Origin of the sequence: Luteibacter aegosomaticola (genome assembly GCF_023078475.1) — a bacterium.
Classification (GTDB): Bacteria; Pseudomonadota; Gammaproteobacteria; order Xanthomonadales; family Rhodanobacteraceae; genus Luteibacter; species Luteibacter aegosomaticola.
In genome coordinates this window covers 3990025-4004432 of sequence record NZ_CP095741.1, presented here as the reverse complement: position 1 = coordinate 4004432, position 14408 = coordinate 3990025, and the positions used below count along the sequence as shown (strand labels likewise).

Below are 14408 nucleotides of genomic sequence, written 5' to 3'. Positions count from 1 at the left end.
GTGCGTGGCGCGATAGACAAGGTGAGCTAAGACTGGCGGCGTATGCCTTTTGGCCGATGACCTATTTGGCGCGCAGCCGCGCGACCAGGCCGTCGTGGTCGCTTTCGATCTTGCCAAGTCGTGCGTCGCGGGCGTTCTCACTCACCCACTGCGCCGTCGTCGCGCGGCGCTTTTCGAGGGCGTACTCGATGTCGGCAAAGGGCACGAGGCAGGCGTTGGTGGCTGGCGCAAAGCCGCTGATGTCGTGGATCAGCTTGAGGTTGGCCTCTTCGCGGGCCGCGTCCTTGCCCTTGCCGTAGCCGGTGACGAAGGCGGCGACCTTGTCGCGGAGGGCGGCCGGGAGATCGTTGCGGATGACGATCACCGCATGCGGGATCAGCGACGATTTCCACAGGATGCGAAGGCGTGCGTACTGGTCCGGGAAGTGTTGCTGGAAGCGTTCGAGGTCGGCGGTGTTGTTGGTGGCGACATCGGCCTCGCCATTCGCGACGGCCAGGGCATTGTTCTGGTGGTTATCGACGTGGACCTTGGCGAAGAACGTATCGGAATCCACGCCGCGCGCCGCGAACAGCTGCGTTTCGGGAACCAGGTAGCCCGAGACGGAAAGCGCCTCGCCCCGGGCGAAGCGCCATTGGCCGGGCTTGGCAAACAACTGGTTGATGCTGGTGATGCGCGAATCGGCGGCGACCAGCAGCACGGCGTAATAGCCTTTCGACCCGTCGCCCCGGGTGAGCTGGCCGATCACCTGCATGTTCTGGCCAACGACCGCATCGAGGGCCAGCCGTCCGGATAGAAAGGCGATATCGACCCGCTGTTCGCTGATCGCCTGCGCGATCCCTTCGTACGTGGTGACGGAGACCGCCCGGACCGGGCGGCCCAGGGCGGTGTGCAGGTCGTCGAGCATGGGGCGCCACGCTTCGAGCGACTCCGCAGGCCCGCCGATGGGCAGGATGCCGAAGGTGAGCGGCGCGTTCGGGTCGATGTCGGTTCCTGCGGCGCCAGCCGCCGAGGGGACGTTACAGAGGAGCGCCAGCAGCATCGTGGCCAGCCAGCCATGGTGACGCACCCTGATCGTGCCCGCACTGCCTGCCCGCATGCGCCTGCCCCGCGTCGTGTGACGTTCTGTCCCCCGGCGCTCCCTGCCTGCCACGGCCCAGCCTACGCCGGTGCCATGGCAAAAACGTGTCCTAAGTTTCAGTCCCCAAGGTGTTGGGCGGCCACCAGGGCCTCGAGGCGGTTGCGCACATGCAAGGCGCGGAAGATCGCCGCGAGATGGATCTTTACCGTGCCCTCGCTAATCCCCAGTTCGCGGGCGATCAGCTTGTTGGGCCGGCCCTTGGCGAGCAGCTTCAGGACATCGATCTGGCGATCGGTCAGCACCGTCGCCAGGCGCTCCTTGGTGGTCAGGCCATCGCCACCCGCTGTCGCGAAGGCGGGGACCATGGGCGTGTTCGAGGCCGCTTTCATGGCCTCGGGCGGCACGTAGATACCGCCGCCGACGACCAGGCGCACCGCATTCAGGATGACATCGGGGGGTGAGGATTTCGGGATGTAGCCCTGGACGCCGAGATCCAGCACGTGGCGGATGGCGCCTGGATCTTCCGTGCCCGAAAGCACGATCACCGGACGTGCGCGATCGATACCGTCTTCGTCCGGCTCCTTGAGTGCAGCCACGGCATCCTTGATGTGTTCGACGCCATCGGCGCCAGGCATGGCCATGTCGATCAGCGCGATATCGGGCAGGGGTGTCTTCCCCAGATGCGCTTTCAGCTGCGCCACCGTTTCAGCCTCGACGAACTCGACAGCATCACCCAGCTCGCGAAGCTTCAGCTTCACGCCCTCGATGATCAGCCGATGATCGTCCGCGATCAGAACTCGCATGCCACTCCTCCGCCCGCACTGCCACGAGCATCCCCGTTCGGAGGACCATAGCCCTCCCGGGTGTCGGCGGCAAGCAGGCCATTCGCCTCAGACGGCTGCATGATGGACAGACCATGCAGAAACCATTACATCGTGGAGCCGTTCGGGTGAGACAGGCTTGTACAGGACCTGCGTGGTCGTCGTATCCACGTTGGCCAGGAAGTCGCTGCGGGTCTCGCCGGTGATCAGCACCCGGGCAAACGGCGGGGGATCCCCCGGTCGGCGCCGGTAGTAGCGATCGAGCAGGGCCAGCACGTCCAGGCCGGTGCCTTCGCGCAGGCGCAGGTCCGAAATGACGAGGTCGGGCGGCTGCATCCACAGGTGCACGGCCTCCATGGCCTGCTGGGCATCTTCCGCGGTCATCACCTCGCACCCCCAGCTGCCCAGCAGGTAGCTGATGCCAGCCAGGATGCTGGGCTCGTCGTCGATCACCAGTACACGCATGCCGGCCACATCCCGCGGCACGCCAGGCTCGGGTGCCGCCGCCTGTGGGGCTTCGGGCAACGGGTTGGCGGCCACCTCGGGCAGGATGATGGAGAAGACGCTGCCCTTGCCGGGTTTCGAGGTCACCGTAGCCTCGGTGCCAAGCAGGCCGGCCAGGCGCTGCACGGTCGAAAGGCCGAGGCCCAGGCCACGCCGGGTGCCTTCCGGGCGGCCCGCTTCCGGGCCGCTCTCGATCCGGTAGAACTCATCGAAGATGTGCGCCACGTGCTCGCGCGGGATGCCCAGGCCGGTGTCCCAAACATCGATACGCACCTTGCCGTCATCCCTGCGGCGGGCGGCAACCAGCACGCCACCACAGCGCGTATAGCGAAGGGCATTGCTCACAAGATTGTTGAGGATGCGGGCAAGCATGGTGCGGTCGGTACGGACCCACGCGCCGGTGGTGCGTACGACGAGGCGCAGGTCGTGCTGCTCGGCCACCATGCGGAAGTTCACGCTCACTTCCTCGAACACATCGTCGAGCGCGACATCACGTGGTACGGCTTTCATCGCACCGGTATCCAGCCGCGACAGGTCGAGCAGCTCGCTGAACAGATGATCGAGCGATTCGACGCACTCCTGGATGTGGGCGATGCGGTTCAGGCGGACAGGGTCGAACTCATCGACGGCCAGGCCCGAGGAAAACAGGGTCAACGCATAGAGCGGCTGGCGCAGGTCGTGCGAGGCGGCGGCAAGGAATCGTGCCTTGGCTACGCTAGCCGCCTCAAGCGCGGCGTTTTTTCGCGCGAGCTCGTCGGTAGCCGTGGCGATCTCGCGCTCCATGCCGATCTGAGCATGCAGCAGTTTCGACGCCGCGCCATTGAAGCCGCGCTGCAGGTCACCGATCTCGGTGTCGTCGGTGACCGGCACCACGACGGTACGGTCGCCCAGGCCGAGCTGGCGCACGGCGATCGCCAGGTTACGCAACGGCGCGCTCATCCAGCGGGCCGCCGACCAACCGATCATGATGGCGATAAGCAGGCTGAGCGAAAGCCAGATCAGCGCGTTGTGGACGCTGGCGCGCTGGGCGGCCACGGCATCCTCCACGCTCACGTCTACGGTGACCGAACCCACCACGCGGCTGCTCACCGGATCGAGCACGTCGCGCGATACCGTCAGGTTGTCATCATCCTCGACGGCGCCGTTCACCCGATCGGCCAGGATCTCGCCGTCGCGGTCGGTAATGCGCACGCGTGAGACCTGCGGCAATTGCACGATGGACTGGGCGATGCGGCCGAGCTCGCGGCGCTGTTCGCTGCGCAGGGCTTCACCGGAGACGGTGGCGGCCTGCTGGGCGATAGCGTCCGCGGTCGAGCGGCCCATCTCGTGCAGCGTATCCATCTGGTGGCGGGTCAGCAGGGTGACCAGCAGCACCGCGCTGATCGCGGTGGGCGCGAGCGCGACACAGGTCAGGCGCTGCACCAGCGATGTGCGCCGCCACACCTTTTCCAGCCAAGAAGCCGATCCATCCCGCATGCCTGTCCCCTGGGCGCCGCCCAGGCCGGCGCGCGGCCTAAGCCTAGCGCAGTTTGCGGGGCAGGCGCCTTAGGTCGGGAAGGGGTAGCCCGAGTGGCCAGGTCGCCCCCGCCAGGACGGCGGGGGCGTGGGGCGCCTTAGTAGGCGGCGCCGATCTCACCGTAATGGCGGAGGACCTCGCGCGCTTCATCACGGAGGATGTCGGTGCGCACCGCGATGCCGCGGCGCACCAGCTCACCGACCCAATCGGCCGGCAGCGGGCCTTCGTCGAAGGTCGTGAGTTCTTCCACATCGCTGGCGCGTGCGCCGATCAGGAGCGTATCGACGCCGGCCCATACCGTGGCGCCGTAGCACTGGCAGCACGGCTGCGAGCTGGTCGCCAGGGTGAAGTGGCCGCCATCTTCATTGAGGCGGAAGCGCTGCATGCGCTGCTGCGCAAGCATGTACGCCATCATCTCGGCGTGCGCTACGGAGCAGCTGTGCGGCACCACGCGGTTCACGCCGACGGCAACGATGCGGTCGTTGCCATCGAACACGGCCGCACCGAACGGGCCACCGGAAACCGCCTCGACGTTGCGCCCGGAGAGCTCAATGGCGAGCCTTACCTTCGCGTCATCGCCTTCGTAGGTTTTCGTGGTGTCGACGAATTCGTGGACCCAGGCGGGCAGGGTGAGGTGGACCTGTGTGTACAGCATGCTTAGCCCTGCTTCGCCCACGAATCACGCAGCGTCACCACGCGGTTGAACACCGGGGCGTCCTGCGTGTGGTCGTGCATGTCGGCCACGAAGAAGCCCAGGCGCTCGAACTGCACGCGGTCTTCGCGGGCGAGGCCGGCGGCGGCTGGTTCCACGTAGCCGTGCACGATGCGGCGCGATGCCGGGTTCAGGTGGTCCTTGTAGGTCTTACCGTCGGTATCGTCGTCCGGATCGTTCACGTCGAACAGGCGGTCGTAGAGGCGCACCACGGCCGGCACGGCATCGCGCGCGCTCACCCAGTGGATGGTGCCCTTCACCTTGCGATCGGCGCCGGGCATGCCCGAGCGCGATTCGAGATCGAGCGTGCAACGCAGTTCGACGACATCGCCGGCGTCGTTCTTCACCACCTCGTCGCAACGCACGATGCCGATGCCGCGCAGGCGTACTTCGCCTTCCGGCTTCAGGCGATGGAAGCCCTTCGGCGGGACCTCCTCGAAGTCCTCGCGCTCGATCCACAACGACGGTGAGAACGGCACGCTGCGCGTACCGAAGCTTTCATCCTTCGGGTGGTTGGAGAACGTGAGCACCTCGGCGTGGTCGGCCGGCAGGTTGGTGATGGTGAGCTTGACCGGGTCGATGACGGCGAGGCGGCGGGGCGCCTTCGCGTCGAGGTCCTCGCGGATGCAGCCTTCGAGCACGCTCATGTCGATGGTGCTGTTCTGCTTGCTCACGCCGATGCGCTCCCAGAACAGGCGGATGCCTGCCGGGGTGAAGCCACGGCGGCGCACGCCAGCGATCGTGGGCATGCGCGGATCGTCCCAGCCCTCGACCAGGTTTTCCGTGACCAGCGTGATCAGCTTGCGCTTGCTCATCACCGTGTAATTCAGGTTGCCGCGCGAGAATTCGATCTGTCGCGGCTTGCTCGGCACGGTGGGCAGGCCGGCGGCTACCAGCGATTCCCACAGCGACGGGTCGTTGGCGAGGTCGACCTTGTCCACGCACCAGTCGTACAGCGGACGGTGGTCTTCGAATTCCAGCGTGCACAGCGAATGCGTGATGCCTTCGACCGCGTCCGAGAGCGAATGGGCGAAGTCGTACATCGGGTAGATCGGCCACGCATCGCCGGTGTTCTGGTGGTGCACCTTGCGCACGCGGTAGAGCGCCGGGTCGCGTAGGTTGATGTTGCCCGAGGCCATGTCGAGCTTGGCGCGCAGGGTCTTGCTGCCATCGGCGAACTCGCCGGCGCGCATGCGCTGGAACAGGTCGAGGTTTTCTTCCACCGAGCGGTCGCGGTACGGCGAATTGCGGCCCGGCTCCGTCAGCGTGCCGCGGTACTCGCGCACTTCGTCGGCCGAGAGGTCATCCACGTAGGCCAGGCCCAGGCGGATGAGCTTCAGCGCCGAGCGGTAGAAGACTTCGAAGTAGTCAGAAGCGTGGCGCAGTTCCGCCCACTCGAAGCCCAGCCACTTCACATCGCGCTGGATGGCCTCGACGTACTCCACATCCTCCTTGGAGGGGTTGGTGTCATCGAAGCGCAGGTTGCAGGTGCCCGCGAACTCGCCAGCCAGGCCGAAGTTCAGGCAGATGGACTTGGCGTGGCCCAGGTGCAGGTAGCCGTTCGGCTCCGGCGGGAAGCGGGTGTGGATCACCTGGTGCTTGCCGGTATCCAGGTCGTCGCGGACGATCTGGCGGATGAAATGCTGCTGCAGGACGGGCGTTTCGGTCGACATCGTGGGGTGGCTCTGCGGTGGGTGCGGCACAAACAACCGAGTTTACCTTTCCTGCGGCTCCGATGCTTGCCGTGGCGCCGTGGGGCGGGTAGCTTGCCCCCATGCGGATCGTCTACCACGCCCAGAGCCTCATCGATGCCCATCTCGTCCGGGATGCGCTGGCGCAGGTGGAGATCCCCGCGTTCATTTCCGGCGAATACCTCACCGGTGCCGTCGGCGAACTGCCCGCGATGGGCCTGGTCGCCGTCATGGTGCCGGACGCGGCTGTCGATGCCGCCGAGGGCATCGTCCGCGCGGTCGACGCCCGGCTGGCCGAGGCCCGTGCCGCTGCCGCCGAAGACGATTTCGACGCCGGAATCCAGCCGGCCTGAGGCCGGCACCCCCTACAGGAACACCCCATGCAGGCCATTTTCGACCTCGTCCGCGACGTGCCGGACTTTCCCCGTCCCGGGATCATGTTCAAGGACATCACGCCGCTGCTGGCGAATGCCGCCGCGTTTGCCGAGTGCATCGACGCGCTGTGTGCGCCGTGGCGCGGGCAGGGTATCGGTGCCGTCTGCGGCATCGAATCGCGCGGCTTCATCTTCGGCGCCGCCATGGCACAGTCGCTCAACGCGGGCTTCGTGCCCATCCGCAAGGCCGGCAAGCTGCCGCCGCCGGTCGTGGGCATGGATTACGGCCTGGAATATGGGCTCGACCGCCTGGAGATCGGTACCAACGCCATTGAGCCCGGCGAACGCGTCATCATCGTCGACGACGTGCTGGCCACGGGCGGCACGCTCGATGCGGGGCGGCGTCTGGTGGAGCGGCTGGGTGCCGAGGTGATGGGTGCGAGCGTCGCGATTGAACTGGGTGGCCTGAACGGCCGTTCGCGCTGGGCCGGCAGCTCCCCCCTGCACGCCCTGGTTACTTACTGACCACCGTGGGCTTGTCCTCGGTGATCGATTCCACGAGGACGATTTCGCAGCCACCCGCGCCGGTATCTTCGCGGGTGAGCGAAGTATCCCAGTGCCAGCCATCGTCGCGCTTCACGTCGACGAGGAAGCCATCGAAGTGGATCACCTCGCCGGGGCGCACATCACGTAGCTCGCGCGCCGCGGTGTCGTTGGCCGGGATCATGTGCATGTTCGCGCTGGAATCCTCGATCTCGTGGCGCGGGATCGGGAAGTGGTCGGTGTACCAGAAGTAGAACCGGTTCGACTGGGAGATCCGGATCTTGTCCAGCACGGCGGAATCCGACATGCGGCCCCAGCCGAGCGCGAGGTCGGTCGGCGCGATGGGCGCCAGGTCGTCGAGCTGGTAATCCTCGCGCGACAGCACTCGTCCGGTCATGGCGAACTTCGCCCGCGGCTCCAGCGTGAAACGGCCTCGGGAGAGCTCGGGGCCATGGCTGAGGTCTTCCTGGTCGGGCACATCGCCCGCGACGATGCCCGGCGCATTAAGCACCGGCCTGTGTCGCCACCAATTGAAGCCGCCCCAGCTGCACAGGGCGAGCAGCAGGAGGACAAGCCATACGCGCATGGATGAAAACCGTCAGGGGATCGGGTGGGCAACGTCCGAGGGCTTCGCCGGTTGACCCACGACGGCACCATCCGGCTCGAAAAGCTCGGCGGGCACGCCGCGCATGACCTCCGCCAGCGCTTCGAAGAACGGCGTCATGGCCGAACTCTTGCGCCAGAGCATGGCGATACGGCGGCTTGGCGCCGGGTCCTCGAACTCAATCAGCTTCACGTTGGGCGATTGCGCCACCGGCGGCTTCACCGCCAGCGCGGGCAGCAGGGTAATGCCGACATTGGCCGACACCATCTGCCGAAGCGTTTCCAGGCTGGTGGCGCGGAATCCCGATTTCTCGCCGGCGCCGGCCAGGTGGCACACCTCGAGCGCCTGGTCGCGCAGGCAGTGGCCGTCTTCCAGCAGGAGCAGGTTCTGCTCGGCCAGGTCGTCCATGCGCAGGCGGCGCTGCTGCGCCAGGGTGTGATCACTGGGTACCGCCAGCACGAACGGCTCCTCGAACAGGAACTCCGTGTGCAACGAGTCGTCGTGGATCGGCAGGGCCAGGATGCCCGCATCGAGGGTGCCCTCGCGCAGCATGTGCAGCACCTGCTCGGTCTTCTCTTCTCGCAGCAGTAACTCCAGCCGCGGGAAGCGCTCGCGCAGGCGGGGAATCACATGAGGCAGCAAGTAGGGGCCGAGGGTAGGGAAGATGCCCAGGCGGATCGTGCCGGATTCCGGATCGCGGGTGCGCTGGGCGATGGCCTTGATCTCCTCCACCTGCGAAAGCACGCCGCGGGCGCGCCGCGCGATTTCGCGGCCGGTCTCCGTAAGCAGGACTTTACGTGGGGTCCGTTCGACCAGGGCGACCCCCAGCTCATCCTCGAGCTTGCGGATCTGGGTGGAAAGCGTGGGCTGGCTCACGAAGCTGGCCTCCGCGGCACGGCCAAAATGGCGATGCTCGGCGAGGGCCACCAGATAAGACAGGTCTCGAAGGTTCATGGGACGATCTCGAGAGGCGTTGCGATAGCCGTAGACTATCACATTGATGTCTACAATCGATTTGAGATATGTGTTCCCCTTCGCTAACCTAGCTCCATCGCTCGCTTCCCCAGGCGGGCAAGCCTTGTACACCAACCCTCACTCTGGAGAGTCGATTCATGCTGACCATTGGCGATAAGTTCCCCGAATTCAACCTCTTGGCCGTTGACGGCGGCCCGCTGGCCAACAAGATCGAAGACGCCTTCACCACCATCAGCGACAAGTCGTACGAAGGTAAGTGGAAGCTCGTGTTCTTCTACCCGAAGGATTTCACCTTCGTGTGCCCGACCGAGATCAAGGGCTTCAGCGATCTGAACGAGCAGTTCGCCGACCGTGACTGCCAGATCCTGGCCGCCTCGACCGACAGCGAGTTCGTCCACCGCGCATGGCGCATGGACCACGCTGACCTGAAGGACCTCAAGTTCCCGATGCTCGCGGACATCAAGAAGGAGCTGACCTCTGCTCTCGGCATCCTGACCAACGACGGCGTCGCCCAGCGCGCCACCTTCCTGGTCGATCCGAACGGCGAGATCCAGTTCGCTTACGTCACCGCTGGTTCGGTCGGCCGTAACCCGGACGAAGTGCTGCGCGTCCTCGACGCCCTGCAGACCGACGAGCTGTGCGCCTGCAACTGGAAGGCCGGCGACGACACCCTGAAGGTCGCCTAAGCCTTCAACGCTCGAAAGTCCCGCGCCGCATAGCTCCCTCCCCCGCGCGGCGCGGGCAATCGGTAGGAGCGCACCCTGTGCGCGACATCTTTCGCGGCAACGCCCCAGAGCCTGTTGGCTCTTTCGCGAACGGCGTCGCCCACAGGGTGGGCTCCTACAACCTCCTGCACCACCCCGAATTCTTTTCTGGCACGCCTTTCCGGCGGGCCCCCGCGTGAACCGGCGCCTGCGCTCCGAGCCATTCCGCGAACCTTTCCCTTTGTCCTTAATAAACGATCAGGAGCACACCCATGAGCATCGCCGACCTGCGCAGCCAGCTGCCCGAATACGCCAAGGACCTCAAGCTCAACCTCGATTCCGTGCTCAGCGAAGCGGGCGCGCCGGGCCTCAACAAGGCGCAGATCGCCATGATCGCGCTGGGCTCCGCCTATGCAGCCCGCTTCAAGCCCCTGACGGAAGCCGTCGCCGCCTTTGCCGCCGAGCACGCCACGGCCGAGCAGCTGACCGCCGCCAAAGGTTCGGCCGCGATCATGGGCATGAACAACATCTATTACCGTTTCCAGCACCTGGTCTCGCACCCCGAGTACGAAACCATGCCGGCCAAGCTGCGCATGAACGTGATCGGCGCCTACAAGGGCGATGCGAAGAATGATTTCGAGCTGGTCTCGCTCGCCGTGTCGGCCGTGAACGGCTGCGGCATGTGCATCGATTCGCACGACAAGGTGCTGCGCGACGGTGGCGTCACCGTGCAGGGCATCCAGAGCGCCGTGCGCATTGCTTCGGTGATCCACGCCGTGGCGGTGGTGCTTGAGCAGACCGACGCTGCTGGCTGAGTAATTTCGTAGTCCCGGTCGCCCACCAATGGCTCCCCCGTAGGAGCCCACCCTGTGGGCGACATCTTTCGCGAAAGAGCCGCAGGTCGTGTGGCGTTTGTACGAACGGCGTCGCCCACAGGGTGGGCTCCTACGGGGGGCTGCGTCTTAACGCAGCCTTTCGCGTTTAGGGACATGCTCCGGCCACCTACAGCGGAGGGTGCGCCATGAGCTACGTCGATGGTTTCGTGCTGCCGGTTCCCGAAGATCGATTGGCCGACTACAAGAAGATGGCCAGGCTCGGCGCAAAGGTCTGGATGGACCATGGGGCGCTCGCCTACACCGAGGCGGTGGCTGACGACGTCAAACCCGGCAAAGTCACCTCCTTTCCCCAGTCCGTGAAGCTCAAGCCCGGCGAAACCGTGGTCTTCGCCTGGATCGTCTACAAAAGCCGCCGCGACCGCGACAGGATCATGAAGAAAGTCATGGAAGATCCGAGGCTTGCGAAGTACATGGACCCCAAGACCATGCCCTTCGACGGCAAGCGCATGTTCTGGGGCGGGTTCAAGCCCATCGTCGAGATGTGACGCGGCGCAGCGGACAGGGGGTGCCTTCCGGCACTGTGTCAAAGGTCACCCCTCTACGCACGATGGGCGGGATTTCAACAGGGAGTCCCACCCACCATGCGCCGTATCGTCCGTCCCCTTATCCTCACCGCGCTGGCCGCCTGCTGTGGCGCCGCGTTCGCCGCCGGCACGGACGCCGCCCCGCCGCTTGGCCATCTGCCCGAGTGGGCCCAGCCGGAAAGCTACAAGCTCGCCTTCAAGGTGGATCCGAAGCAGGAGGATTACTCCGGCTCGACCGTCATCAAGCTTAAGCTCACCCAGCCGTCCGACTTTGTCTGGATCCATGGCAAGGAGCTGAAGGTCTCCAAGGTCGTCGTCACCGACGCGGCCGGCAAGAAGCACACCGGTAAGTACACCGTCGCCGCCGAGAAGGAAGGCGTCGCCCGCCTCGACCTGGGTGGCAAGCTCGACGGCGAGATCACCGTCGCCATCGACTTCACCGCGCCGCTGAACAAGCAGCTGCAGGGCCTGTACAAGGTTTCGCACGAAGGCATCCCGTACGCCATGACGCAGATGGAGCCGGTCTCGGCCCGCTATGCGTTCCCGGGCTTCGACGAGCCGCGCTTCAAGACGCCGTATGACATCAGCCTGACCATCCCGGCTGACGACCAGGGCGTCGCCAACACCGCCCAGGTGAAGGAAGAGAAGGCCGGTGCCGGCTGGAAGACCCTCACGTTCTCCACCACCAAGCCGCTGCCGACCTACCTGGTCGCGTTCGCCGTGGGCCCGTGGGATGTCGTGAAGGGCCCGGATATCAGCCCGACCGAATTCCGCAGCACGGCCACCCCCCTGCGCGGCATCGCCGCCAAGGGCGAAGGCCACCGCATGCAGCACGTGCTGGGCGAGACCAACTCGATCATCCACACGCTCGAGGAGTACTACGGCTTCGGCTATCCGTTCGACAAGCTCGACCTGCTCGCCGCGCCGGACTTCAGCGCGGGCGCGATGGAGAACGCCGGCCTCGTCACGTTCCGCGACTGGCTGCTGCTGATCGATCCGGATTCCGCCGCCAACTATGTGCGCGGCTCGTTCAACGTGAACGCGCATGAGCTCGCCCACCAGTGGACGGGTGATACCGTCACCATGGCGTGGTGGAACGATCTGTGGCTCAACGAAGCCTTCGCCACCTGGATGCAGCAGAAGGTGACGCAGAAGGTGCACCCGGAATACCGCGCCGATCTCGATCGCGTCCGCGGCGCCCAGGGTGCGATGAACAACGACAGCCTGGTCAGCGCCCGCAAGATCCGCCAGGAAATCACCGGCAACGGCGATATCGAAACCGCGTTCGACGGCATCACCTACCAGAAGGGTGCGGCCGTGCTGGGCATGTTCGAAGGCTATGTCTCCGAGCCGGTGTTCCAGAAGGGCATGCGTGCCTATATCCAGAAGCACAAGTTCGCCAACGCCACGGCCGATGACCTCGTCGATTCGATCGCCGAAGCCGCGGGCCAGGGCGAGCAGTTCAAGAAGGCGTTCAACAGCTTCCTTGATCAGTCGGGCGTGCCCTACGTCACCACCGAGGTGAAGACCGAAGGCGGCAAGACCGTGCTGCACGTGAAGCAGAGCCGCTACCTGCCGCTGGGCAGCACCGGCGATGCCAACCGCGTGTGGGGCGTGCCGATGTGCGTGCGCTACGCCGTCGCCAGCGGCGACAAGGTCAAGTGCGAAATCTTCGACACGGCCGAAGGCAGCATCGTGCTCGATGGCGCCGCGAAGAACGCATGGGTGATGCCGAACGCCGAAGGCCGCGGTTACTACCGTTTCGCCGAGAGCAAGGCCGACCTTGCCAACCTGGCCAAGGTCGTCGGCAAGCTGAGTGATGCCGAGCAGCTGGCTTACGCCGATGCCGTCCGCGCTGGCTTCCAGCACGGCGACCTCAACGCCGGTGATGTCCTCGCTGCGCTGAAGCCGGTCACGGCCTCGAAGACCCGCGAAGTGTTCACCGCGCCGATCCCGACCTTCAGCTGGATCATGAACAACGAAGCCACCACCGACGCCCAGCGCGCCGTGCTGCGTAAGTGGGCCATCGATGCTTACAAGCCGAAGCTGGGTACGCTCGGCTTCCGCAAGAAGGCGGGTGAACAGGATAACGATACGCTGACCCGTAACGTGCTCGTCGGCTTCCTCTCCGACAAGGACATCGCGGATAAGGAAGTGCGCGCCGAAATGCTGAAGCAGGGCGATGCCGCGCTGAAGCAGAAGGATGGCCGCCTTGACCTCGACGCCGCCGATCCGGATCTGCTGGCCACTGCCCTCAGCGTGGCCGTCGAAGAGCGGGGTGCCCCGGCTGTCGACGCGCTGATTGCCGAAGTGCCGAAGACGTCCGATCCGGCCAAGCGCAACGCCATGCTCGTGGCGCTGGGCAATGCTACCGACCCGGCCGTGGCCAACAAGGCGCGTGATTTCGCCCTGGGCAAGGACGTGAAGGTGGGCGAGATGGCGATGGTGCTGATGGGCGGCCGCGACAACGCTAAGTCGCGCGACGAGATGTGGCAGTGGTTCACCACCAACTACGACAAGATCGTTGCCCGTACTGGTAGCTTCGCTGGCGGCAAGCTGCCGGCACTCGCTGCGAAGAGCGGTTGCTCCAAGGCCGAAGCAGATCGCCTGAGCGCGTTCTTCAAGCCCCGCCTCGGCCAGGTCAGCGGCGCCGAGCGTGGCCTCGCCCAGACCAGCGAAGAAATCCTCCTGTGCTCGGCACTGAAGGACAAGCAGGACCCGAAGACCATCAAGTAATCATGGTCAACGTGTGAAAAAAGGGCCGGGGAAACCCGGCCCTTTTTTTGCGTCCATCAAAACGCACTACAACGCAAGATACAGAACCCATGTAGGAGCGCGCTTGCGCGCGATGCGAGCAAAGCGAGCCCACAACGCGGGTCCCAACCTTACCTAACCTGCGTAGGCCTCCACGGACATCCAAAAACGTGTAGGCGTCTGGCTTCATTCGCTGTCAGATTTTGATGCAGCCTCTGTCCCGGTGGGTCTTCGACGCAACGAAATGTGCTCCGATTCGCACACCTCCCCCCGCAGGACAAGATGCAATGCAGGTATCCATCTATTCGGCGATTCCGGCTTCGCTATTCAGGCCGCCTTCGAACGCAGGCAGCGCGCGGGAAGCACCCGGTGTCGAGGCGAAACCGGTTTTGCAGAAAGGCATCGATTTCTCTCATGTCACCCCGCGGCAGCTTCTTGCATACGTCGACCAGCAGGAGGCATTGGGTGCACTTGATCCACTAGAGGGGGATTCGCTCCTTGATCAGGTGCCGTCAGACGACTGGGAGAGCGCACTCGACGTCCCCTTCAATCTGCGTGACCGTCTCAACGGCACCATGGAATTCCACATGGACCGAGGCGAGCCCATGGCCGCGTGGTACGCCAGCCTTATCAAGCGCCTCGACGAGATGGAGGCCCAGTCGCTCCGCGTGGATGCTTTCGCCTAGCAATGGGCCCCCGACCTTGGGTTACG

At 65.2% G+C, this 14408-nt stretch carries 14 protein-coding genes; 7 read left to right on the top strand and 7 right to left on the bottom strand.

What is annotated here, in order from left to right:
* Positions 1-61: 61 nt before the first annotated feature.
* The 5 genes from phnD to L2Y96_RS17865 all read right to left on the bottom strand — a co-directional run bounded on the left by phnD (position 62) and on the right by L2Y96_RS17865 (position 6304).
* Positions 62-1096, bottom strand: a complete 1035-nt coding sequence (gene phnD / locus L2Y96_RS17885) for a phosphate/phosphite/phosphonate ABC transporter substrate-binding protein (RefSeq protein WP_247328909.1) — start codon at positions 1094-1096, stop codon at positions 62-64.
* Positions 1097-1194: 98 nt separating this feature from the next.
* On the bottom strand, positions 1195-1881 hold the full coding sequence (locus L2Y96_RS17880) for a LuxR C-terminal-related transcriptional regulator (RefSeq protein WP_247328907.1): 687 nt from the start codon (positions 1879-1881) through the stop codon (positions 1195-1197).
* 87 nt (positions 1882-1968) lie between these two features.
* Positions 1969-3879 carry an ATP-binding response regulator gene (locus tag L2Y96_RS17875; RefSeq protein ID WP_247328905.1) on the bottom strand — a complete coding sequence of 637 codons (1911 nt, stop codon included), beginning with the start codon at positions 3877-3879 and terminating at the stop codon, positions 1969-1971.
* A gap of 137 nt (positions 3880-4016) precedes the next feature.
* Positions 4017-4574: a nucleoside deaminase gene (locus L2Y96_RS17870; protein ID WP_247328903.1), complete on the bottom strand. Its 558-nt coding sequence runs from the start codon at positions 4572-4574 to the stop codon at positions 4017-4019.
* 2 nt (positions 4575-4576) lie between these two features.
* The gene (locus L2Y96_RS17865) at positions 4577-6304 is read right to left on the bottom strand and encodes a glutamine--tRNA ligase/YqeY domain fusion protein (RefSeq protein WP_247328901.1); all 1728 of its coding nucleotides are present in this window, start codon (positions 6302-6304) and stop codon (positions 4577-4579) included.
* A gap of 101 nt (positions 6305-6405) precedes the next feature.
* On the opposite strand from L2Y96_RS17865, the gene L2Y96_RS17860 reads away from it, so the two are divergent.
* Both L2Y96_RS17860 and L2Y96_RS17855 read left to right on the top strand, forming a co-directional pair.
* On the top strand, positions 6406-6675 hold the full coding sequence (locus L2Y96_RS17860) for a putative signal transducing protein (protein WP_247328899.1): 270 nt from the start codon (positions 6406-6408) through the stop codon (positions 6673-6675).
* A 27-nt stretch (positions 6676-6702) separates the two neighbouring features.
* Complete coding sequence (locus tag L2Y96_RS17855; RefSeq protein ID WP_247328897.1) at positions 6703-7221, top strand: adenine phosphoribosyltransferase; 519 nt, start codon at positions 6703-6705, stop codon at positions 7219-7221.
* Here L2Y96_RS17855 and L2Y96_RS17850 read toward each other — a convergent pair.
* Positions 7211-7825 carry a hypothetical protein gene (locus L2Y96_RS17850; protein ID WP_247328895.1) on the bottom strand — a complete coding sequence of 205 codons (615 nt, stop codon included), beginning with the start codon at positions 7823-7825 and terminating at the stop codon, positions 7211-7213. The genes L2Y96_RS17855 and L2Y96_RS17850 overlap by 11 nt on opposite strands.
* A 12-nt stretch (positions 7826-7837) precedes the next feature.
* Positions 7838-8797 (bottom strand): DNA-binding transcriptional regulator OxyR, encoded by a 960-nt coding sequence (oxyR, locus tag L2Y96_RS17845; protein ID WP_247328893.1) that lies wholly within the window; start codon positions 8795-8797, stop codon positions 7838-7840.
* Between the two features lie 158 nt (positions 8798-8955).
* On the opposite strand from oxyR, the gene L2Y96_RS17840 reads away from it, so the two are divergent.
* From L2Y96_RS17840 to L2Y96_RS17820, 5 genes are all read left to right on the top strand, one after another.
* Complete coding sequence (locus L2Y96_RS17840; RefSeq protein WP_247328891.1) at positions 8956-9504, top strand: peroxiredoxin; 549 nt, start codon at positions 8956-8958, stop codon at positions 9502-9504.
* Between the two features lie 290 nt (positions 9505-9794).
* A complete protein-coding gene (locus L2Y96_RS17835; RefSeq protein WP_247328889.1) occupies positions 9795-10337 on the top strand; it encodes a carboxymuconolactone decarboxylase family protein in 543 nt (180 codons plus the stop codon).
* 206 nt (positions 10338-10543) lie between these two features.
* Entirely contained in the window at positions 10544-10903 is a 360-nt protein-coding gene (locus L2Y96_RS17830) for a DUF1428 domain-containing protein (protein ID WP_247328887.1), read from the top strand.
* A 96-nt stretch (positions 10904-10999) separates the two neighbouring features.
* The gene (locus L2Y96_RS17825) at positions 11000-13678 is read left to right on the top strand and encodes a M1 family metallopeptidase (protein ID WP_247328885.1); all 2679 of its coding nucleotides are present in this window, start codon (positions 11000-11002) and stop codon (positions 13676-13678) included.
* Positions 13679-13983: 305 nt separating this feature from the next.
* A complete protein-coding gene (locus tag L2Y96_RS17820; RefSeq protein ID WP_247328883.1) occupies positions 13984-14382 on the top strand; it encodes a hypothetical protein in 399 nt (132 codons plus the stop codon).
* Positions 14383-14408: the final 26 nt, after the last annotated feature.